The 22,583-nt window shown below is 56.0% G+C and carries 18 protein-coding genes and 1 tRNA gene; 10 read left to right on the top strand and 9 right to left on the bottom strand.

Annotation, left to right across the window (positions count from 1 at the left end):
* The first annotated feature begins 1 nt into the window (after window position 1).
* The 3 genes from phnX to phnF are packed head-to-tail and all read left to right on the top strand — an operon-like array spanning window position 2 to window position 2,769.
* Window positions 2–856 carry a phosphonoacetaldehyde hydrolase gene (gene phnX, locus RGU70_RS04900; RefSeq protein WP_322210701.1) on the top strand — a complete coding sequence of 285 codons (855 nt, stop codon included), beginning with the start codon at window positions 2–4 and terminating at the stop codon, window positions 854–856.
* Window positions 853–2,001 carry a TIGR03364 family FAD-dependent oxidoreductase gene (locus RGU70_RS04895; protein ID WP_322208276.1) on the top strand — a complete coding sequence of 383 codons (1,149 nt, stop codon included), beginning with the start codon at window positions 853–855 and terminating at the stop codon, window positions 1,999–2,001. Before phnX ends, RGU70_RS04895 begins: the two co-directional genes overlap by 4 nt.
* A gap of 24 nt (window positions 2,002–2,025) precedes the next feature.
* The gene (gene phnF / locus RGU70_RS04890) at window positions 2,026–2,769 is read left to right on the top strand and encodes a phosphonate metabolism transcriptional regulator PhnF (RefSeq protein WP_322208275.1); all 744 of its coding nucleotides are present in this window, start codon (window positions 2,026–2,028) and stop codon (window positions 2,767–2,769) included.
* 170 nt (window positions 2,770–2,939) lie between these two features.
* On the opposite strand, the gene RGU70_RS04885 is transcribed toward phnF, so the two are convergent.
* On the bottom strand, window positions 2,940–3,737 hold the full coding sequence (locus RGU70_RS04885) for a transporter substrate-binding domain-containing protein (protein WP_322208274.1): 798 nt from the start codon (window positions 3,735–3,737) through the stop codon (window positions 2,940–2,942).
* 471 nt (window positions 3,738–4,208) lie between these two features.
* Here RGU70_RS04885 and RGU70_RS04880 point away from each other — a divergent pair, with 471 nt between their 5' ends.
* Entirely contained in the window at window positions 4,209–5,399 is a 1,191-nt protein-coding gene (locus RGU70_RS04880; protein WP_322208273.1) for a M20 aminoacylase family protein, read from the top strand.
* Window positions 5,400–5,444: 45 nt separating this feature from the next.
* Here the strand turns inward: RGU70_RS04880 and RGU70_RS04875 are convergent, their stop codons facing one another.
* The 3 genes from RGU70_RS04875 to RGU70_RS04865 all read right to left on the bottom strand — a co-directional run bounded on the left by RGU70_RS04875 (window position 5,445) and on the right by RGU70_RS04865 (window position 9,099).
* Complete coding sequence (locus RGU70_RS04875; protein WP_322208272.1) at window positions 5,445–6,854, bottom strand: cytochrome c; 1,410 nt, start codon at window positions 6,852–6,854, stop codon at window positions 5,445–5,447.
* 8 nt (window positions 6,855–6,862) lie between these two features.
* On the bottom strand, window positions 6,863–8,461 hold the full coding sequence (locus RGU70_RS04870; protein ID WP_322208271.1) for a GMC family oxidoreductase: 1,599 nt from the start codon (window positions 8,459–8,461) through the stop codon (window positions 6,863–6,865).
* Window positions 8,462–8,544: 83 nt separating this feature from the next.
* Complete coding sequence (locus tag RGU70_RS04865; protein WP_322208270.1) at window positions 8,545–9,099, bottom strand: sugar dehydrogenase complex small subunit; 555 nt, start codon at window positions 9,097–9,099, stop codon at window positions 8,545–8,547.
* A gap of 241 nt (window positions 9,100–9,340) precedes the next feature.
* Between RGU70_RS04865 and RGU70_RS04860 the strand changes: the two genes are divergently transcribed.
* From RGU70_RS04860 to RGU70_RS04845, 4 genes are all read left to right on the top strand, one after another.
* Window positions 9,341–10,996, top strand: a complete 1,656-nt coding sequence (locus RGU70_RS04860) for a methyl-accepting chemotaxis protein (RefSeq protein WP_322208269.1) — start codon at window positions 9,341–9,343, stop codon at window positions 10,994–10,996.
* Window positions 10,997–11,134: 138 nt separating this feature from the next.
* A complete protein-coding gene (locus RGU70_RS04855; RefSeq protein ID WP_322208268.1) occupies window positions 11,135–11,974 on the top strand; it encodes a phosphate/phosphite/phosphonate ABC transporter substrate-binding protein in 840 nt (279 codons plus the stop codon).
* Between the two features lie 5 nt (window positions 11,975–11,979).
* Entirely contained in the window at window positions 11,980–13,590 is a 1,611-nt protein-coding gene (locus RGU70_RS04850; RefSeq protein ID WP_322208267.1) for an ATP-binding protein, read from the top strand.
* Window positions 13,591–13,665: 75 nt separating this feature from the next.
* Entirely contained in the window at window positions 13,666–14,286 is a 621-nt protein-coding gene (locus RGU70_RS04845; protein WP_322208266.1) for a LysE family translocator, read from the top strand.
* Between the two features lie 107 nt (window positions 14,287–14,393).
* Here the strand turns inward: RGU70_RS04845 and RGU70_RS04840 are convergent, their stop codons facing one another.
* Window positions 14,394–15,173, bottom strand: coding sequence for an EAL domain-containing protein (locus tag RGU70_RS04840; protein ID WP_322208265.1), 780 nt, complete (start codon window positions 15,171–15,173; stop codon window positions 14,394–14,396).
* Window positions 15,174–15,715: 542 nt separating this feature from the next.
* Here RGU70_RS04840 and RGU70_RS04835 point away from each other — a divergent pair.
* Window positions 15,716–15,789, top strand: a tRNA-Gly gene (locus RGU70_RS04835).
* Window positions 15,790–15,851: 62 nt separating this feature from the next.
* A complete protein-coding gene (trmB, locus tag RGU70_RS04830) occupies window positions 15,852–16,568 on the top strand; it encodes a tRNA (guanosine(46)-N7)-methyltransferase TrmB (protein ID WP_322208264.1) in 717 nt (238 codons plus the stop codon).
* 65 nt (window positions 16,569–16,633) lie between these two features.
* Here the strand turns inward: trmB and RGU70_RS04825 are convergent, their stop codons facing one another.
* From RGU70_RS04825 to RGU70_RS04810, 4 genes are all read right to left on the bottom strand, one after another.
* Window positions 16,634–17,590, bottom strand: coding sequence for a 2-hydroxyacid dehydrogenase (locus RGU70_RS04825; RefSeq protein WP_322208263.1), 957 nt, complete (start codon window positions 17,588–17,590; stop codon window positions 16,634–16,636).
* Window positions 17,591–17,750: 160 nt separating this feature from the next.
* Window positions 17,751–19,319, bottom strand: coding sequence for a methyl-accepting chemotaxis protein (locus RGU70_RS04820; RefSeq protein WP_322208262.1), 1,569 nt, complete (start codon window positions 19,317–19,319; stop codon window positions 17,751–17,753).
* Window positions 19,320–19,623: 304 nt separating this feature from the next.
* The gene (recQ, locus tag RGU70_RS04815; protein WP_322208261.1) at window positions 19,624–21,471 is read right to left on the bottom strand and encodes a DNA helicase RecQ; all 1,848 of its coding nucleotides are present in this window, start codon (window positions 21,469–21,471) and stop codon (window positions 19,624–19,626) included.
* Between the two features lie 22 nt (window positions 21,472–21,493).
* Window positions 21,494–22,342, bottom strand: a complete 849-nt coding sequence (locus RGU70_RS04810) for an undecaprenyl-diphosphate phosphatase (protein WP_322208260.1) — start codon at window positions 22,340–22,342, stop codon at window positions 21,494–21,496.
* Between the last annotated feature and the right edge of the window lie 241 nt (window positions 22,343–22,583).

Raw genomic sequence — 22,583 nt, 5'->3', positions numbered from 1 at the left:
CATGAACACCACGCCCAATCTGCCGGCCTATCGCCATCAGCGCTTCTATCAAGGCCCGGTACGCGCCGTCATCTTCGACTGGGCCGGCACGCTGGTCGACTTCGGATCGTTTGCGCCGACGCAAGTCCTGATCGATGCCTTTGCCGGTTTCGGCATTAGCGTTTCCATGGCCGAAGCACGCGTGCCGATGGGGCTGGCAAAATGGGATCACATCCAGCAACTGGGTCTGCAAGCCGGTGTCGCGCAACGCTGGCAGGAACGCTACGGCAAACCGATGGCCGATGCCGATGTCGATGCCTTGTACGCTGCCTTTCTGCCGCTGCAAATCGAAAGGGTCGCGCAATATTCCGGTCTGATTCCCGGCACGCTGACGGTACTCGCGCAGTTGCGTGAACGCGGCATTCGTATCGGCTCCTGCTCGGGCTATCCGCGTGTAGTGATGAATCCGTTGCTGGTACACGCGGCGAGTCAGGGCCTGACAGTGGAACACGCCGTCGCCACCGACGATCTGCAAGCAGGCGGACGACCGGGGCCGTGGATGGCACTGGCCAATGTCATCGAACTGGGCATCGGCGACGTGCGCGCTTGCGTCAAGGTCGACGATACGGTACCGGGCATCGCAGAAGGTCTGGCTGCGGGTATGTGGACGGTGGGCTTGTCCTTGTCCGGCAATGAAACCGGCTTGACCTTCGCCGAACTGGAAGCCTTGCCGCTGTCGGAACAGGCAAAACGGCGCGACGCTGCTGCCGCCAAACTGGCACATGCCGGTGCGCATTACGTCATCGACAGCATTGCCGGATTGCCGGCTATCATCGCCGCAATCGAACTGCGCATGGCGCACGGAGACCAGCCTTGAAACACGCACAAGCGCAACTGCATCATCGTACACATCATCACACACACCATCGCACCGCCATCGTCGGTGCCGGCATCGTCGGACTGGCGCACGCCTGGGCCGCCAGCCTGCGCGGCGATGCCGTGACCGTCTACGAACGCAACACGCACGCTGTTGGTGCCTCGGTGCGTAATTTTGGGCTGGGACTGGTACTCGGTCAGCCGCACGGTGAATTGCTGGAACTGGCGCAACAAACGCGTGCGATGTGGCTGGAGTTTCTGCAAGACAGCGCGTGCTGGCACAAAACGGAAGGCAGTCTGGTGGTCGCGCGGACGGAAACAGAATGGCGCGTACTGCAAGCTTTTCAGGCGGTTCGCGGCGAAGCCTACGGCACTCGCTTGCTTAGCCGTAGTGAAGTCGCCGCACAATCCGCGCACGGCGTGGGCGGCTTATTCAGTTCCAGCGAAATCGCGCTCGATGCACGACAAGCCATTGCCTTGCTGGCGCGCTGGCTGGCAGAACGGCATGGCGTCGAATTTCAATATGGCGTGCAGGTCAACAGCATCGACCTGCCGCGTCTGGAAACCAGTCGTGGCGAACGCGCTGCCGATGAGGTGGTGATTTGTTCCGGCGATGATTTTCAAACACTTTATCCGCAACATTTTGCGGCACTCGGCATCCAGCGTTGCGCCTTGCAAATGCAGCGGCTGGAAAATCCCGGCGTGAAACTCGGCCCTACTTTGATGACGGGCTTATCGACGCTGCACTACGGTGCATTTACCGAATGCGCCGAACTCGCCGCGCCACTGGCCGCCTTGCGCAAGGAAGTGGCCGATACCGAACCGGCGCTGCTGGAACATGGCATTCATCTGATCGTCCAGCAAGTCGGCGATGCGGGTGAACTCATCATCGGCGATTCACATGCCATCGCTGAATCAGTTGCTCCGTTCAGCCAGGCATCCATCGACAGCTTGCTGCTCGATCTGGCGCAAGCTGTGTTGCAGCGTCCGCTGAAGGTGTTGGAGCGCTGGCAAGGGGTCTACGCCAGCGGCCGTCGTCCTTTTGAAGTTCTGCAACCCGCGCCCTCGGTGCAAGCCGTCACCATCACCAGCGGTATCGGCATGAGTATTGCCTTCGCGCTGGCCCGCCGTACTCTTTTGCGCTAACCTGAAGGCACTTCACATTTACGCATGACGGATTCCACTGTGCATCAAAAACCCATCGTCCGCAGCGCGGGCATCAGCGTCTGGCGTCAGATTGAGGAGGCGCTCAGTCTCGATATTCTGGCCGGCCATCTTAAGAATCAATTGCCGAACGAATCGGTTCTCGCCGAGCGTTTTCGCGTCAACCGGCATACGGTCAGGCAAGCGGTCAAAGCGCTGGTCGATCGCGGCATGGTGAATGTCGAGCATGGGCGCGGCACTTTCGTGCGCAATGACGTGATCGATTATCAGGTCGGCCGCAGCACGCGTTTTGCCCATAGCATTGCCAAGGCGCGTCAGGTCGGCAATAGCCGGGTGTTGCAATGGTCGGAATTGGACGCGGATGCCGAGGTGCGTCAGTTGCTGGATTTGCCGGAACATGCCAGCGTACTCCGCATCGATTCGCTCGATATCGTGAATGAAAAAATTGTCGGGGTGTGTACCCAGTATTTCCCGTTGCCGCGCTTTGCGGGTCTGGCTGAAATTTATGCTGCAACCGGCAAAACCCATCTGGCGCTGATGCAATTCGGCGTGACGCAATTTCAGCGCCGCATGAGCCGCGTGACGGCACGTCTGCCAGAAAAAAATATCGCGCAACAACTCGGCCAGCCGGCTTCTATGCCCATCCTGTCGGTGGAATCGGTGTATGTTGATGCCGACGGACAGGCAATCGAATACGGCATTTCCCATTTTTGCAGTGATGCGGTGCAGGTGGTAATTGAGCCCGATTGATTCACTGTCCTGTTCAAAGCGCCTGCGCCCGGCTCTACGTTAGTAAAGTCGGGCGCAGAGAAAGCGCTCCATTCAGCCGCAAAATTCACCGCTTACTGTCAATGCTTGGTGCAACTGCTTGGTGCAACTTCTTACTGCAACTGCTTACTGCAACTGCTTACTGCAAATGCTTATTCGAAAGCAGTCGCCATTTTTTCAGGCAGCGGCACGTGCAGCCACTTATTAACCAGCCCGGTGAGTTCGCCTGATTTCTTGGCTTTCGTCAGCGCCTCGTTGACCTTTGCCATCAGCGCCGGCTCATCCTTGTTCAGACCCACCAGACAGCGCGATTCCTGAATGATGTATTTCATCACCGGCCTGTGCGCAGGGTCCTTATCACCCAGGGTCACAGCGACGAAATCGCCGGTTCCGATGAGCTTGATCTGACCCGACACATACGCCGAAATCAGCGTGTTGTTATCTTCATAACGCTTGATCACTGCGCTGGCAGGCACCGTCTGCGTCAGCAAAATATCTTCGAACGTCCCACGCGCAACCCCGACCGTTTTATTGGCCATATCTGCCGGGCCGGCGACCTTGATGTCGGCCGCTCCAAAGAGGCTATTGTTATAAGGCGCATAGGGCTGCGAAAAGCTGATGACTTTTTCACGCTCGGCATTTTTCCCCAGCGTTGACACCACCAGATCGACCTTGTGCGTCTGCAGGTAAGGAATACGATTGGCGCTGGCAACCGGCACCAACACCACTTTCACGCCCAGACTTTTCGCGATCAATCGGGACACATCGATATCCAGCCCCTGTAATTCCAAACTCGAATTAACAGAACCATATGGCTGGGTATCCTGCGGCACGGCAATATGCACCACGCCGGATTTTTGGATATCGGCCAAGGCGTCGGCGCTGGCATTTTGCACAGCGACGGCCAGCACACTGACGGAAAAGATTCCCAGGATTTTTGCGAATTTCATTTTTACTCCGATTGAATGTTGGCAGCCAAGCGCGTCTGTGTTGCACGCACCAAAATGGGAATGACAAGAACCGAACCTGCATAGTCGAAGAGGTCTGAGCAATATACGTACCACACGCCTGCAAACAACATCCAACCGGACTTCCGCGACGATTTCCCATCTGGTTTTAAAAATAGGAGCCTCTGAGTAAGCGTAGCGAGCGGCGTAAGCTCAGGACTGCGATTGCATGGCGCAGCAGCAGCAGCAGCTTAATCAGAGACTCCATACAAACATCCAGCAAAAATAGTGATTTTCAAGTATAAATAATTTACTTAAAACGAAGCGTCACTCCTCAATGCTTTGTTAAGGCTGCTTTTCTTTTGCACACTGACCGCCATGCCGGGCACCACCACAGCGCTGCAAAGGCACGGAAATTGCAGCATTGATAGGGTCGGGATAGACATCCATTTTTAATTTTTTACGGTCGTAGATATGAACCTGATCAAAGCACTGGAAACATCGCGGGCAGAATTCTCCCTTATTCGGCGCGATTTGCACGCGCACCCGGAACTCAGCTTTGAAGAGCAGCGCACTTCCGACATCGTTGCGGCCCAATTGGAGCGCTGGGACATTCCGGTGCATCGCGGTTTGGGCGGCACCGGCGTGGTGGGCGTCATTCGTGCCGGTACCAGCAAACGCGCTATCGGTCTGCGGGCCGATATGGATGCGCTGCCGATTCAGGAAACGAACACTTTTTCACACGCGTCACAACATGCCGGAAAAATGCATGCTTGCGGCCACGACGGCCATACCGCCATGTTGCTGGCGGCCGCATGGCACCTGAATACCACCCGTCAATTCGACGGCACTGTGTATGTGATTTTTCAGCCGGCAGAAGAGAAAGGCGGCGGCGCTGCGAAAATGATAGAAGACGGGCTGTTCGACAAATTTGCAATGGAATCGGTCTACGGCCTGCACAACTGGCCCGGCATGCCGCTGGGCGTCTTCGGCGTGAAGTCGGGCGCCATCATGGCATCGAGCAGCTCGTTCAAAATTACCTTGCATGGAAAAGGCTCACATGCCGCCTTGCCACACAACGCGATTGATCCGGTCGCGGCAATGGCATCACTGGCGCAGGCGTTGCAAACTATTCTCACGCGCAACAAAAAACCGAGCGACGCTGCCGTGTTATCGATCACCCAGATGCACGCAGGAGATGCCACCAACGTGATTCCCGATTTCGGATGGCTGGGCGGTACGGTCAGAACGTTCTCGAACGAAGTGCTGGACCTGATCGAAATCCGCCTGCGCGCCCTGTCAGAACATCTGGCTCATGGATTCGGTTGCGAAGCCGAGATCGATTTTGATCGCAACTATCCGCCGACCATTAACCATCCGGATGAAACGGCGGTGTGCGTGGAAGTCATGCGTGCGCTGGTCGGTGCCGACAAAGTGGATGCCGATATTGAAGCGCCGCTGAGCGCAGAAGACTTTTCCTTCATGCTGCAGGAAAAGCCCGGCTGTTACGCGCTCATCGGCAATGGCGATGGAGGCCACCGTGATCATGGACATGGATTGGGGCCCTGCATGCTGCACAACACCAGTTACGATTTCAACGATGACTTGCTGCCCATAGGCGCGAGTTACTGGGTAAAGCTGGCCGAGCGTTTATTGCCGGCCTAAGGGCATGTCGATTCAGGCAATGCACGCTGGCATTGCCTGATGTTTTTACAATGACCGTGCCGAACGGAAACGCCGCCACAAGAACCATCCCAGCACCAGCAGCAAGATGAATACCGCCACCCCCAGCGCAATTTGCACCGCCAACGCCAGCGAAGATGGTTCGCCACCGGCGCGCAATACCTTGACCTGCTGCGCCATCACTTGCGAAGCGGTGTTGCCATAGTTGTGCAGCAGGTAATTGCTCAGGGTAACGATCTGCTCGTCGTTCAGGCTGCGGTCGAATGCCGGCATGGTCAGCTCAGGCCCGCCCTCTTTACGCTGCACGCCCTCGAGTATCGCCATCACCAGATTATTGGTATTCGCATGACCCAGCGTCGTGTTGTGGAACAGCGAAGGCAATGCCGCGCCATTGCCACCCATGGCGCTGCCTTCGCCACGCGCGTTATGACAAGAAGCGCAGTTCGCATCGTAAAGCTGCGCGCCGCTCCATTTGCTTTCGTCGGCCGGCACTTCCATGCCGCGCACTTCTTCATACGCTGCCACCGGCTGACCCCAGGTATGCGCCGCTTGCGTATCAGCAGCATCGCGCACGGCAGGCGTGGTGCGGAGATACACCGCCATCGCCTTGATATCGGGATCGCTGAGATGACGGAAACTGTTGTCGATCGCCTCGGCCATAGGACCGCCTGCCTGTGCCTTGCCTGCCACACGACCGGTGCGCAAATAAGCCGCAATCTCATCGACGCTCCAGGCACCGATGCCGCTGATGGCGTCGCTGCTGATATTGGGCGCGTACCAGGTACCGACAACTCCGCCACCCAGACTGCGCGAGGAATCTTCTGCCATCAATATATTGCGCGGAGTGTGGCAGGTGCTGCAATGTGCCAGGCCCTGCACCAGATAAGCACCGCGATTCCATTCCACGCTTTTTGATTGATCCGGCACGAATGGTTTGTCGTTCAGGAACAGTAAATTCCATCCGGCCATCGACCAGCGAATGTTGAACGGAAATGGCAACACCGTCGGCGGCGGAGTCACCTCAACCGGCGTGACGCTTTCCATGAAATAGGCATACAGCGCCTGCACATCCTCGCCATTGAGTTGGGCGTAAGCGGTGTAAGGCATGGCCGGATAAAGATACGCGCCATCGGCACGCTTGCCGTGCCGCAGCGCGGCGTCGAATTGCTCCAGCGTGTAATGACCGATGCCATGTTCTTTCGATGGCGTGATATTGGTCGAGACGATCGCGCCGAGCGGCGTGGCAAGCGACAAGCCACCGGCAAACGGCTTGCCGGCGGCGCTTGAGTGACAAGCGATGCAGTCGCCGGCGGTGGCGAGATATTCACCACGCTTGAGCAGCATAGGGTCAGACGATGCGGCATACGCCAGCGTCGCCCACAGCAGCAGAAAAGGCAGCGCGCAGGCACGGACACGCGCAGAGTTAATGATTGGCATGTCCATCCTCAGGCGTTGGCGTGAATGTGTTCCGCAGAACGCAGCGCAATGGCCACGGCGGTCAGGGTTGAATTCACCGTCGCCGCAGTCGGCATGACGCCGGTGCTGGCGATATACAGATTCGGGTGATCGTGCGTACGGCCAAAACCATCGACTACCGAATCGGTGGGGTCGCTACCCATGCTCATGGTGCCGGTAATGTGCTGATTGTTGCCGTACACCCCATCGGCTGAATAGCGCAGATTGGTACCGCCCATCAATTGCGCAATGCGCGTGTATTCTTCGCGCGCCACCAGCATGCCACGGTGTACGTACTCGTCGAGCTGATAATGCACACGCGGCCGTGGAATACCGAGCGCATCTTTTTTGTCGCTCAGGACGATGCGGTTTTCCGGATTCGGCAAGACTTCCAGCACATTCTTGATGCTGCATTGACGCGCCGCATTCTGGCGGATCTGCCGTTCCAGCTCCGCGCCATAGACGCCCTTGGCAATCAGATTTTGCGTGACCGACAACACTTGCGAGGAATTGGCAATATCGATGCGGAACGCTGCATGTTCGGAACGGAACGCACCGTCGCGCAGTGAATTGATCGACGCGGGGCTCATCGGTCCCCGGCCCGGCCACAGGTCCTCGTCGGCGTCGAACACCAGTCCGTTACTCGGATGGTCCATCAGATTGTGGCCGACGCTGCCGGAACTGTTGGCAAGGCCGTTCTTGAATTTGTCGCTGGCCGACAGCAACAGCAGTTTCGGGCTCTCGATGCCGTTGGCGGCGAGAATGAAGGTCTTGCCGGTGACGCGATGCGAAAGCTTGTCCGCGTCGTAGTAATGGACGGCGACGATGCGGCCGCTCTCGTCGTGTTCGATACGATAAACCACAGCATTGGCGACTAATCTGGCACCAGCCTTTTCCGCTGCGTCGGCTGCCAGCCCGCCGTGATACTGCGCATCGATAGGGCAAATCGGCATGCAATTATTGTTGCCGCAGCACGCAGGACGGCCGTCATAGGCGCGACTGTTGCGGGCGGTGGTGTTCTCCACCACTTCATAACCGCCGGGTGCCAGTCGTTCGCGGAAGCGCTGTTGCAAAAACGATTCCGCTACCGGCAGCATCGGGAAGGGTTTATTGCGCGGCGAACCAGTGTTCGGTGCGCCGGACACGCCCATCTTGACTTCGGCCTCGTAATAAAACGGTTCCAGATCATCGTAAGAAATCGGCCAGTCGCGACCGACGCCGTACAAAGTCTTGATGCGCAAATCGTTTGGCAATACGCGCCAGGCTTGCGCCGCCCAATGCCAGGTTGTGCCACCCACCATGCGGATGTATTCCGCTTTGTAGGGATAAGGTCCGGCTTGCTCCAGATATTCGTTATCCACCGGCTGATACACAGGATGGGGTGCCAGAGCCGACGGTGGGTACGGCGACATGAAATCGTTTTTGCGTGGTGAGTTACGGAAATTTTCCACGATGCGGCCACGACTAACGCGCGGCCCGGCTTCCAGTATCAGTACGGACGCGCCTTGCAGCGCCAGACGATGTGCGGCGAGCGCACCAACGATTCCCGAGCCGATGACAACGACATCGGCGGACAATGGATCAGACATGGACTTTCCTTATCTTGTGGAACATCTGAATAAGCGATAGGCGCGACGCAGCCCTGAGCTTGCGGCGCGCAGCAGCTTTACATTCAAGCGGCAGTCAGTGTGACTGTCTGTGGATTGCGGCTCCAGCTGCCGTACGGTCCGTAGGCATAACTAGGCGGGCGAAGACGATCAGCGACGGCGACATGCATCAGGCTGGTTTCGTACGTGATGCAGCGCGCGGTCTTGCCGCCGCCAACCACGCCGACAAACCAGGCAGTCGCAATCAGCGCCGGTAATTTTGCGAACGGTGCTTTGGCTTCGTCCAGCGCCAGCTGCAGGGTCAGAGGGTCGGATTTATTCTGCGCGATAAAGTCGGCCAGCTGGCTCATCTCAGTATCGAAGGAAGCGTTATTCGTGAGCAGCGCAGCGTACAGGCGCATGGCCTGCGACATATCGAGTACCGCGTGCCCGGTCAGAAAGCGCGACACATTCAGGAAGGCAGGCGGCAATTTTTGCGCATTATCCGGTGCAGCGAGGACGGAAGGAATCGTGAGAAAGGAACAAGCGTAGCCGGCAAGAATGCTTGTCAACAACAAGCGACGCGCAGCATTGGGCGAAGGAGTGATCGTCGCAGCAGCAGGATCGGAGGTATTCATCATTACCTTATTATTTTTACGTAACCGGTGTGGTCACGTGGAACGGAGCAAGATCGGGAAAAGAAGACCCGATTAAGTGCCGGCAATTATAGATGCATTTGTTGACACTCACACAAGTTGAGGCCGTTTATGCCGATGACCCGCCGGGGTCTGCCGATGCTCCCACCGGGGTCAATAATTTCCCGCAGGAAGCAATTGATATATAGAATCGGATCATAAATTCTACAAAACCGGAGTCGAGATAATGAATATCCATCACCTGAAAGTAAGCACACGCCTTGCTTTAGGGTTTTCCCTTGTTTTTGTTTTCCTTGCTGCCATCACGCTGATGAGTGTCTGGAACCTCCAACGCGTTGGCACACTCACTGACACCATGGTCAATCAGGACATGGCCAAGGAACGTCTGGTACGGGCCTGGAGTTCTGCTATTCAGCTCAACGGCTCCAGAACGGTGACGATTGTTGAATCGGTAGACACACAAGTACACAAAACACTGCAAACCGCGATCAAGGCAACATCGCAGGACATCAGCGTGCTGCAAAAGCAACTCGATACGTTTGCCAAAACGCCTGAAGAAACGAAGCTGCTGGCCGACGTTGCCGTATTGCGCACACGCTACAGCGCGATACGCGCCCTGCTATTGAAAGAAAAAAATACCAGCGACGACGGCGCGCGTTTGATGGAGAAGACCGATTTTCAACCTGCACTCAATGCCTATCTGGCCAGCCTTGACCTGTTGATCGCAGAACAGGCGAAGTCCATTACCAATAGCGCCGGGAATGTCAGCGCCATGTTCCGTTTTGCACAAGGAACCATTAGCGGCCTGGGACTATTGGCGCTTCTGATTGGCATTACGGCGGCGGCACTGATTGCGCGCAGCCTGAAACGCCAGCTCGGCGGCGAACCCGGCGATGCGGCAAACATCGCCAACAGCATCGCGGCCGGCAATCTTTCGGTACCTATTCATTTGCTGCCGAACGATCGCAGCAGTCTTCTGTTCGCACTGGCATCGATGCGCGATCAATTGGCTGTTGTAGTAACCCGCATCCGTACCGGCGCGCACAACATGGCGACCTCATCGAACGAGATTGCGGCAGGAAACATGGACTTATCGACGCGCACCGAACAGCAAGCCGGCTCGCTGGAAGAAACCGCCTCTGCCATGGAACAACTCACCTCCACCGTCAAGCAAAACGCCGACAATGCCCGCCAGGCCAGCCAGCTGGCGAGTTCGGCATCCGTCGTGGCAGTCGAAGGTGGTGCGGCGGTAGCGCGCATCATCGACACAATGGAGGCCATCAACCATTCCGCACGCAAGATCGTCGACATCATCAGCGTGATTGACGGCATTGCTTTTCAGACCAACATTCTTGCCTTGAATGCCGCAGTGGAAGCCGCACGCGCCGGCGAACAGGGCCGCGGATTTGCCGTGGTCGCCAGTGAGGTACGTTCGCTGGCGCAACGCTCCGCCGCTGCCGCAAAGGAAATCAAAACACTGATCGGCGACTCGGTCAACAAAGCCGATGCCGGATCGCTGCTCGTTAAACAGACCGGCGGCACGATCAATGAAGTGGTCGCCAGCGTCAAGCGCGTCACCGATATCGTGGGCGAAATCAGTCAGGCCAGTCAGGAACAGAGCAACGGCATTGAAGAGGTCAATCGCGCCATTACGCAAATGGATGAAGTCACGCAGCAAAATGCAGCGCTGGTGGAACAAGCGGCGGCTGCCGCATCATCGATGCAGGAACAGGCAGAAGAACTCTCGCAAGCCGTCAGTGTTTTCAATCTGGATGAACATGCCACCGGACAGTCCATCAAAAGGCCCACCGCAAGCCCTCGCGCCGGATCGAGACAAATCCGCGATATCACACCCTCTTCAACACCACTGCTGGTAAGCTAAGGCCTGTTCAGGTTTCATTTTGGCCAGGGACTCAGGCAGGACAAGAAGCGCAATCGTATCTGCATGAGATGCGCATCTCTGTCCTGCAATTGCGCAGCGGCATGACCGCCATAAAAAAAATTACCACGGAGCAAATGCATGCGCGGATTTCAGACCGCTGTGATCAGCATCCTGTTCGCAGGATGCGCTTTCACAGACACGGCGATAGCGGCACCTGATGCCTTACCGGTCGTTACTGTCGGCATCGTCCCGCAACAGTCACCCGATGTACTGGCCAAGGCCTGGGAACCGATCCTGCATTTCCTGAGCGAAAAGAGCGGCATGCCTTTGCGTTTCGCTACGGCAAAAGATATTTCGACTTTCGAGCAGCGGCTTGAAAAAGGTGAATACGATATTGCCTACATGAATCCTTACCATTACACCGTGTTCCATCGCTCGCCGGGCTATCTGGTTTTCGCGAAAGAAAAAGACCTCAAACTCAAAGGTATCGTCGTCGTTCGCAAGGATGGCAATTATTCCGATATCAAGCAGCTTCAGGGCAAGACCCTTGCCTTTCCCGGCCCGACCTCCTTCGCCGCGACCATGCTGCCTCAGGCTGAATTCCGTACGCGTGGTATCTCCGTTGAGTCGCGCTATGTTTCTTCGCACGATTCCGTTTACCTCGGTGTCGTACGCGGCCTGTTTGACGCGGGGGGCGGCGTTGTCAAAACCTTCGACAACATTCGTCCCGAGCTGCGCGATCAACTGAAAATTCTCTGGTCGACGAAGGAATACACGCCGCACGCTTTTGCCGCGCATCCACGCATGCCGAAGGAAACTGTGCGACGTCTGCAGGAAGCAATGATGACAATGGAAGCCGATCCTGAAGGGGCCAGACTTTTGCAAACAATTGGCTTCAAGGGTATCTCTGCCGCACAAGACAAGGAATATGACGCGGTTCGACATCTGAATATCCAACCGCAAGCAGCCACCAGATGAGCGGCATGTCTTTTCGGCTCAAAATTGTTTTGGGCCTGGTGTCAATTCAAGCCGCTCTATTGCTGGTACTGGTGGCAAACAATTTGCATTTCCTGCAAAAAACGAACGATGCAGAACTCACCAAACGAGCTCACGTCACCGCCACCTTGTTTGCCAGCGCCACCAAAAATGCCGTGCTGGCATCCGATATGGCCTCGCTTGAATCCTCCGTGAATGAAGCGCTGAGCAACCCTGACCTGGTTTATATCCGGGTAAGCGACAGCCGGGGAATACTGATGCAGGCCGGCGATCCGCAGGCGCTGGCCCGGCCATTTGAAGAAGACAAGCTGATCGGCGATGTGCGTGATGGCGTCTTCGACGTCGGCGCCAATATCATCGTCGCCGGCAGCGTTCTGGGCCGGGTCGAGATCGGCATTTCTGTTGTTTCTCTCCACTTATCCTTGCTGGAGGCACGCAACCAGGCATTGACCATTGCCGCACTGGCCATTGCCGCGCTTACCTTGTTCTCCTATCTGATTGGGAAATATCTCAGCCATCGCCTTGAGGCCCTGGCCAAAGGCTCGCGGCAACTCGCTCTTGGCGACCTGGGTTATCAGATTTCGGTGAAGGGGTCTGATGAACTGGCTCGGGCGGCACGCGCTTTTAACAAGATGTCGCGAGAGCTGCTATTGGCTGAATCCGAACGCCGGCTTGTCGAGGCAGAGCTGGCAAATTACAGCGATAGTCTTGAGCTGCTGGTATCGAAGCGCACCAAGGCGCTCTCAGAAACCAACGCCACACTGCATCAAACCAATCTGGAACTGGAGAGCGCGCACAATCAGATTCTGCAATCTGAAAAAATGGCGTCCATTGGTCAACTGTCTGCCGGCGTGGCGCACGAGATCAACAATCCGATTGCCTTTGTGCTTTCCAATATGAGCAGCCTGGAACGCTACCTGAAGCAATTTATGCAGGTTCTTGCTGCCTACGAAAAAAGCGACCCGGTGCTGGCGCAGTTTGAGGCGCATCGCAAAGAAATTGCCGACATCAAGCAAGCAGTGGATCTGGATTTCCTCAAGGAAGACATGACCGATCTGTTGGCAGAATCGAATGCAGGGTTGATGCGCGTAAAGAAGATCGTGCAAAACCTGAAAGATTTTTCCTACTTCAGCGCAGGGGAGTGGCAGTTTGCGGATATTCATCATGGCCTCGACAGCACCCTGGAGATCATCGCCAACGAGCTGAAATACAAGGCTACCGTAATCAAGGCCTATGGCGAACTGCCCGAAGTGGAATGCATGGCGCCGGAATTAAATCAGGTATTTATGAATCTGCTCATGAATGCCAGCCATGCCATTAAGGAAAAAGGCGAAATTACTATTTCTACCGGACTGGAAGGTGAGGGGGTCTGGATTGATATTGCGGACAACGGCGGCGGCATCCCCCCTGAAAACCTGCAACGTATCTTCGATCCGTTTTTTACGACCAAGCCGGTGGGATTAGGCACCGGGCTGGGTTTGTCGATTTCCTACGGCATCATTCAAACGCATCAGGGCCGGATCGAAGTCACCAGCGAAGTCGGGTCCGGTACCCGGTTTCATATCTGGCTGCCATTACATCAGCCACTGCGGCAATAAGAGCCGCTGCCTCAGATCGGGTAAATCAGCACCCGTCGTTTTCAGAGTCACGCCCACCTTCATTCATCATAAAAAATGCATTTTATTATTTCAGTAGTCAGCGTTCTGGGCGTTCTGCTCATCGGCGTCATCAGCCCCGGCCCGAGTTTTGTGCTGGTTGCGCAGACCTCTGTCGGCGCATCGCGGCGCGCCGGCATTGCAGCGGCATTGGGCATGGGAGTGGGTGCGACATCGCTGGCAGCGCTGGCCATATTGGGATTGCACGCTCTGTTAGCCAGCGTGCCGTGGCTGTTTGTTTTATTTAAAACATGCAGCGGTGTGTATCTGATCTATCTGGCGATACGGATCTGGAAAGCGGCCAGCAAACCGCTGACAATCGCTCCCCTGGCGATGAATGCCAGCCAGTCGCGACATTTTTTCATGGCGCTGGGCACCATGCTCACCAATCCCAAAGCCGCGGTGCAATACGGCATCATCTTCGCTGCGCTTCTGCCGCACGAAGTGCCGCTGATTCTTATTCTGACTTTATTGCCGCTGATTTTTTTGCTGGAAGCAGGCTGGTACACCACGGTGGCACTGATACTCTCGTCCGTCGTGCCGCGCCGCGCTTATTTGAAATGCAAAAAATGGATAGACAGATTTGCCGGTGGCGTTCTGGGTCTGTTGGGATTGAAACTCATTGCGTCGACGAGCTAGGTTCTGTGGACGCTGACAAAACCGCAATGCCTGGTTATATGAACGTACCCCATATAGCGCGGCGTTTCAATCTCATGGTTGAAACGACTGCGCGCTTCGACCAGCCGTCATTCCCCCCAGGATAAGGGGTCCACGATGCCAATCGAGCGGAACGCCGGTTTGCAAAACAAATAGCCTTGCATCAGGCCGATTCCTGCATTGCGCAGAAAATCCCGTTCCGCGGCGGTTTCGATTCCTTCGGCAAGCACCCGCACATTCAGAGCCTCGCTGATGGAGATAATGCCCTTGACGATCGCTTGCTTGGTCTTGCTGGTATCGATATCGCGGATCAATTCCATATCGATTTTGAGAATGTCCGGCTGATACTCCGCCAACAAATTCAAGCCGGCATAGCCTGCGCCAAAGTCATCAATCGCTGTGCGAAAACCAAACCGCTGATACTCACGGAAAATATTGATCAGATGCGGACGGTCTTCTATCTTCTCGCCTTCTATGACTTCGAAGATGATTTTTTCAATCGGAAAATTGTATCGCGTGGCCGCTTCAAACGTGCTGCGAATGCAGGCTTCAGGCTGGTAGACGGCATTCGGCAAAAAGTTGATCGACAGGTATTCTTGTATTCCTAACTCGGCGGCACCCCGGATCGCTTCTACTCTGCAAGCCTGATCGAATGGGTATCGATTTTCTTCGGTTATCTGGGAAAGAATGGAATAGGCAGATTCGCCATTTGGGCCGCGTACCAGTGCTTCGTGCGCATAAATCGAGCGGGTATGAATATCGACGATAGGCTGATAAGCAAACGCAATATCAAACCCCAGCCCATTCTTTTTTTTGCACTGCGCGCAGCCAACCGGCCGGGACTCATGTTTCGGATTAAGCGGTGGCATGTGATGCCCTTGCATGAAATTGAAACGTAATTGATTGAACAGAAGTGCAGCAACATTCGCTGGTCGTATCTCACAAGAACATAGGGCAAATGCAGAAAAATAAAATCTTTGATTAAAAAATAATCAAAGCATCATTAAAAAAATCTTAATGCCTTGCCAAATTTTGATGAATATGACGGAATTACATAAATACTACTTACTGTTGCCTTAATAAAACAAATTGCAATCTGTGCCGTACACTTCCACTAAGGCAATGATCGCATAGTAGATCATTTTTATCATTGTAGTTTGACAATCTGTTTTATCGATATTCGCTCGCCATTTTTAAAATTTAATAAAAATATGAAGTAAATAAATCAACACATTTCATGTGTCTTAAACCATTGAAACCATTTCACGAAACAGGCATTGAAAATACTTTTTAAATAAAATATCCGGCCCATGCAACACATCTTATTTTAAGAATACAAGCGCGTAAATTGCCTTCAATTTTTCTCATTTCCATGGGCTACCCACCAAAACCCGCGTAAAATGTGCGTCTCGCGGGTGTAGCTCAATGGTAGAGCAGAAGCTTCCCAAGCTTACGACGAGGGTTCGATTCCCTTCACCCGCTCCAGTTTACAGGCCAGCCGGCCACTCCCCCGCCATTGCGCGTCACCGCCTCCAAGAGTCTTCCGCATGTCAGATACCGAAAATCCCGCCGCCAAGGCCATGTTCTACGACCCCACCGTGCATCGCATTCGCAGTTTCGTGACGCGCGCCGGGCGTTTGTCGATAGCGCAGGGACGAGCGATTGAAGAGCTGGGGCCGCGCTTTTGCATTCCCTACGTCAAGCAGCCGCTGGATCTGGCGCAGACTTTCGGGCGCACTGCACCGGTAATACTGGAAATCGGTTTTGGCATGGGAGAAACCAGCGCCACTATTTCGGCCGGTATGCCGGAGAAGGATTTCATCGGCGTCGAAGTGCATACGCCGGGTGTGGGCAGCCTGCTCAAACTCATCGGCGAAATGGATTTGCAGAACCAGCGCATCATTCAACACGATGCCTTCGAAGTACTGACTCACATGATTACTCCCGGCACGCTGGCTGGTGTGCATGTATTTTTTCCCGATCCGTGGCACAAGGCGCGGCATAACAAGCGCCGCCTGATACAGGGTCCGCTGGTGACGCTGCTGGCGTCCCGCCTCGCGCCCGGTGCTTATCTGCATTGTGCGACCGACTGGCAAGAGTATGCGGAACAAATGCTGGAAGTGCTCAGTGCTGAACCGGCCCTCGCCAACACGGCCGCTGACTACGCGCCGCGTCCCGATTACCGGCCGGTGACGAAGTTCGAGAATCGCGGCCTGCGGCTCGGACATGGGGTGTGGGATCTGGTGTTTAGCAAGCGGGCGTAATACCCGTTTGGTCTGGGCCTTGGAGCTGTCCGACCGGCCTATCTCCGATCGAATTGCGCAATAAATTACTGGTCGTTACACAAGGTCCCCTGCACCGCAATCTGCGCGGCGCGTCCGGTATGGTGATGTTCGGCGTTGTCGAGAAATTTCTGCACCGAAGCCGCAATCGCTTGCGGTGATTGCCCTCCGACATGCGGTGTCAGCACCACATTGTCCAGTCCGATCAGTTCGGCTGGCGGTAGCGGCTCGCTTTCATACACATCAATCCCGGCACCGGCAATGATCCTGTTCTTGAGCGCCTGCGCCAGCGCGGCGGTATCGACCACACTACCGCGAGCAATATTGACCAGATAGCCTTGTACGCCCAAAGCGTGGAGTTCGGCGCTGCCGATCAGATGGCGGGTAGCCGCACCGCCCGGCGTGGCGACCACCAGACAGTCGGCCCAGGTCGCCAGTTCGATCGCACTGGAAAAATAATCGTAATTGACGTCGCTGCGACGCGTACGGCTGAAGTAGCCAGGCGTCATGCCGAAGGCTGCCCCGCGCAGGGCAATTTTGCTGCCGATCGCACCCAGCCCAAGTATGCCAAGCCGCATGCCGGACAGGTGCGGCTGGAACGGCAACGCGTCGCGCCAGATACCAGCGCGGCAGGCGCGGTCGGCCGGTATCAGATTGCGCACCGCTGCCAGCAACAGCGCCAGCGCATGATCGGCCACGCAATCGTCGTTGGTGCCGGCGCCATTGGCCACTTCGATCTGACGACTGCGGGCGTGTTCGGCATCAATATTTTCCACGCCGACTCCCAGAGCGCAGATCAGCGTCAGTTTGGGCAAGGCGTCGATCGCTGTAGCGGACAGGCCGACGGCGCCATTCGTCAGCACGACCGTCACTTCACTTCCATGCTCTGCAATGATGGCGCTGTGCTGCCGGGCATCCGGCGCATAAACGATATTGAATTTTTCTTCGATCGCGGTGCGGCCCGCTTCGCGCACGTCGATCAGAATCAGGAGGAGTGGTTTCATGGTGACGAGCGAGGCATGACTTATTCATGCCCGGTAAGTAAGAGATGCCGGAAGTCTCTCACAGCCAGCACAAAGTTGCTGCGGCGATCTGTCGGACTCGCCACATCTGACAGACTCCCGGGCGCCCATCAGCTCAACTTGGTTCAGCTTATAGATCAGCTCAGGTCAGCCTGAATACGCTCACCGCCCGCACCAGTCCGGCGGCCTGCTCATGTAGATGTTCGACGGTATGTGCCGCTGTTTCGACCAGGGCGACATTCTTTTGCGTTCCCTCATCCATTTGGATGACGGCCTGATTGACTTGTTCGATACCCAGGCTTTGCTGTCGGTTGGCACTCGTGATTCCATCCATGATCGCCGCAACCTCGCCCACCGCACGCACAATATCCTGCATGGTGGCACCGGTGTTACTGACCAGACTGGCACCGCTGTTTATTTTTCCGACCGAATCCCCGATCAGCGATTTGATTTCTCTGGCGGCAGTGGCGCTGCGTTGCGCCAGACTACGCACTTCGGCGGCAACCACTGCAAAGCCTCTCCCTTGCTCGCCAGCGCGCGCCGCTTCTACTGCGGCATTCAAGGCGAGGATGTTGGTTTGAAAGGCAATGCCGTCAATCACGCTGATGATATCGACCACTTTGCGCGAACTCTCTTCAATCAGACGCATCGTGTCAACTACCGCCGCCACCATCTTCCCACCCTTGATGGCGACATCGGAGGCAGAGGTCGCCAGTTTGTTGGCTTCCTCGGTGTAATCGGCGCTCTGCTGGACGGTCGCGGTGATTTCCTCCATGGCGACGGTCGTCGCTTCCAGCGCCCCTGCCTGCAGCCCTGTGCGCTCAGACAAATCATGGTTGCTGGCCGCAATATCGCCCGATGTGGCGAGGACGGTTTCGGCCCCGTTACGCACATCGACGACGATCCTGGCCAGATTGTTATTCATGTCCAGTAAGGCCTGCAGCAAACGCGCTGTTTCATCCTTGCCGCTGACGGTGGCGTGGGTTCGCAAATCGCCTGCGGCAACCTGCTGTGCAATCCTGACGGCGGCTTCCAGCGGACGCGTAATGCTGATGATTAACCACACCGTGACACTGCTCCCCAACGCTAACGACAGCAGGATGATCAGGACTAATTCCATCCGTTCATTTTTCGACGATTTCTGTTGTTCTGCCTGGAGGTTCTCGTGCAGGACATCGACGGCTTTCAACACGCTAGCGACAATACCGTCGATCATTTTGGTCGGTTCGCGGTCCATACCCTTGACCAGTTGATCGACCCGGTGCGCGCTGTTTTCATCCACGGGTTTGTATTGCTTGAGCGCTTCGAGGTATTTCTCTTGCAGCGTGCTGTGCGTGCGCAAGGTTTGGGTGGCGGCATCCGCCGGGATGCCGAGCTCCGGCAACAGCGCGCTTAATTTTTTCAGCAATTCCTGGGTCGCCTGGCCTTCCTCAATAAACGCCTGACGGTATTTGTCGAAGTTAGCCGGGTCAGCACCTCGCAGCAGGGTGTTTTTCCATTCCTGCACCTGAATTTTAAAATGCACCTGCGCGCTGCGCGAAAGATCGATGGTTTTTCCGACCAGAATTGCCTGTTCAACCTCACGCTGATTCTGCAACACGTTATCGTTGATGATCGCGATTCCTTTGAGGCCAACACAGATCGTTGCCACCAGCAAAAAAAAGGCCAATATCCCCAGTCGCACACCGATTTTCAGATTGGTAATTTTCATGCGCGCCTCTCCGTAAAGATGACAACGGGACCATGATGATTTGCCTTGCAGAAGAGCATGAGTTAAGTCATGTCCAGGGATCAGGCTTGCACATGGCGTGTGCTTCTTTTATGGCAAGCCTATACCTCAATGACGGGATCGTACAGAAAATTTTGGCGTGAAATAATGCACCGCAGAAATTGCTTCAACGAAGCGAATTCGCATAGGTATTTTTCATTGATAAAAAGCTATTTCCATAGGGGAAAATTACTTTTAAACACTTTGTGGATATGCGTAAAAACCAACAAAAAAAGCGTCGGTTTATTTACGATTCGGAAGGAATTGCTGCACCGCTAATCAAGGCCACCAGCGCATCGCCATAGGTTTCCAGCTTCTTGTCGCCGACACCGCTGATACCGTGCAATTGCGTCAGCGAGAGCGGCTGACTGCGGGCAATTTCACGCAGCGTGGCGTCGTTGAAAATGACGTAGGCTGGCACGTTGTGCGCACGCGCCGTTTCCATGCGCCACCAGCGCAATTTTTCGAACAGGGTTTGCTGCTCTTTCGACAGATCGGATTCCAGATAGGCGCTGGCTTTTCCGCTGCTGGTGCGCTTGGCCTTGAGTGGCTTTTGATATTGGCGCAACTGCACTTTTTGTTCGCCGCGCAGAACGGGACGCGCGGCATCGGTCAGCTTGAGCGCGCTGTAGGCTTCGTGATCCACGGTGAGCAGTCCGAGCGCGATGACTTGTCGCAACAGGGCGCGCCACTCGGCTTCGCCATATTCTTTGCCAATACCAAAAGTAGAGAGGCTGTCGTGCCGCCATTGCTTGACCTTGTCGCTGTCAATGCCGCGCAAGACGTCCAGCACATGGCCGGGCGCGAAACGCTGGTCGACCCGGTACACCGTGGAGAGCAGTTTTTGCACCAGCACGCTGGCATCGAACGAGACCGGCGGTGAGATGCAGGTATCGCAATTGCCGCAGGGCTGGGCCGGTTCGCCGAAATATTCGAGCAGACGCATGCGTCGGCAGTGCAAGGTTTCGCACAGTCCCAGCATGGCGTCGAGTTTGCCGCCCTGCACGCGCTTGAAGGTATCGTCGGCGTCGGATTCGTCGATCATGCGGCGCTGCTGCACCACGTCTTGCAGACCGTAGGACATCCAGGCGCTGGCAGGCAAGCCGTCGCGGCCGGCACGGCCGGTTTCCTGGTAATAGCCTTCTATGCTTTTCGGTAAATCCAGATGCGCGACAAAACGCACGTCGGGCTTGTCGATACCCATGCCGAAGGCGATGGTGGCAACCATCACGATGCCTTCTTCGCGCAGAAAACGCGCCTGATGCGCGGCGCGCTTGGGGTATTCCATTCCGGCGTGGTAAGGCAGTGCGACGACGCCGTTCTGATTCAGGAAGTCGGCGGTTTCTTCCACTTTCTTGCGCGACAGGCAATACACGATACCGGCATCACCGGCATGTTCGGCATCGATGAAATCGAGTACCTGCTTGCGGCCATTGGCCTTTTCAACGATCTGATAGCGGATATTGGGCCGGTCGAAGGAGGAGACGAATTTCTGCGCTTCCTGCAGATTCAGTCGTTCGACGATTTCGGCGCGAGTCTGATGGTCGGCAGTGGCCGTCAGGGCGATACGGGGGACCTGCGGAAAGCGTTCGTGCAATACCGACAGCTTGATGTATTCCGGCCGGAAATCGTGGCCCCATTGCGATACGCAGTGCGCTTCATCGATGGCGAACAGAGCGATGCGTGTCGATTCAAGCAACTCTAAACAGCGCGGGGTGAGCAAGCGCTCGGGCGCGACGTAGAGCAGGTCCAGTTCACCGTTGCGCACCAGTCGTTCGATACGTTTGGATTCGTCGAAGGTCTGGGTGGAATTGAGGAAGGCGGCGCGCACGCCGACTTCAGCCAGCGCATCGACCTGATCCTGCATGAGGGCAATCAGCGGCGAAATGACGACCCCTACGCCTTCGCGCAGCAGCGACGGTACCTGATAGCAGAGCGACTTGCCGCCGCCGGTCGGCATCAGTACCAGCGCATCGCCGCCGTGGGCGACATGGCTGACGATGTCGGCCTGCCGGTCACGGAACGAGGAATAGCCGAAGACCGTTTCCAGCACCTGCAAGGCACGGCGGTCGAGATTGTCGGCCGTTCCGTTCACGCGACTGCTCCGACCATTGATGTTATTCGACCCAAGCGACCGTTCCGGTGTACGCCGTTACCAGAATCACTAGACCGAACAGGATGCGGTACCAGGCAAAGACGGTGAAATCGTGGGTGCTGATGTAACGCAGCAGCCAGCGCACACAAAAGAAGGCGGAAACGAATGCTGCCACGGTCCCGATGGTCAGAACAGGCAAGTCGCTCATGCTCAGTGCGGCGCGTTCTTTGTACAGGGAATAGACGGTGGCAGCGAACAGGGTGGGAATCGCCAGGAAAAATGAAAATTCGCTGGCGGCCTTGCGCGAGAGTCCGAACAGCATGCCGCCGATGATGGTGGCACCGGAACGGCTGGTGCCGGGAACCAGCGCCAGCGCCTGCGCGCAGCCGATTTTGAAGGCGTCGAGTAGGGTGATGTCGTCGACCGAGTTGATGCGCGAAGGCGCTTCATGGCCGTGGTCGCGCCGCTCCACCCAGAGAATGACCAATGCGCCGGAGATGAATGCCAGCGCCACTGGTACTGGTGCGAACAGCACTTCCTTGATTTTTTTGGAGAACAGCAAGCCGAGGACGGCGGCAGGGATGAAAGCCACGATCAGATTCAACACCAGCCGCTGCGCCTGGCGCTCGCTGAATATACCCATCAGCGTGGCGGCGATCTTGACCCGATATTCCCAGCAGACAGCGAAAATCGCGCCGGCCTGGATGACGATTTCAAACAACTGGACTTTTTCTGTGGGGAATGCCGGACTCGGGAATTGCAGCAAGCTGCTGGCGAGGATCAGGTGACCGGTCGAGGAAATTGGCAGGAATTCCGTCAATCCTTCGACAATGCCCATGATGAGCGCCTTGAGCGCGAGTAGATTGTCCATGTAGGTCTGTTAAGAGGTGAGATGAATGAGAATACGCCAGGAAAAAAGCTTGCGGTCGTCATTTTAATGGCTAGCGACCCTGCCTGCCGTCAACTATGAAATTAATTCGAGAACATTGCTTGAAGATGACGAGTACCACGGGGGTTTCTCAGCAAGTGTCGCCTTACTCCATTCGGTGGGGTTTTAGCGCCCAGGATTCCCACCCCAACGCTGGCGCATCGGAGATTGTTTCCATGGCAGC

Origin of the sequence: Herbaspirillum sp. RTI4 (assembly GCF_034313965.1) — a bacterium.
GTDB lineage: Bacteria > Pseudomonadota > Gammaproteobacteria > Burkholderiales > Burkholderiaceae_D > Herbaspirillum.
This window is presented reverse-complemented; position numbering and strand designations above follow the sequence as displayed.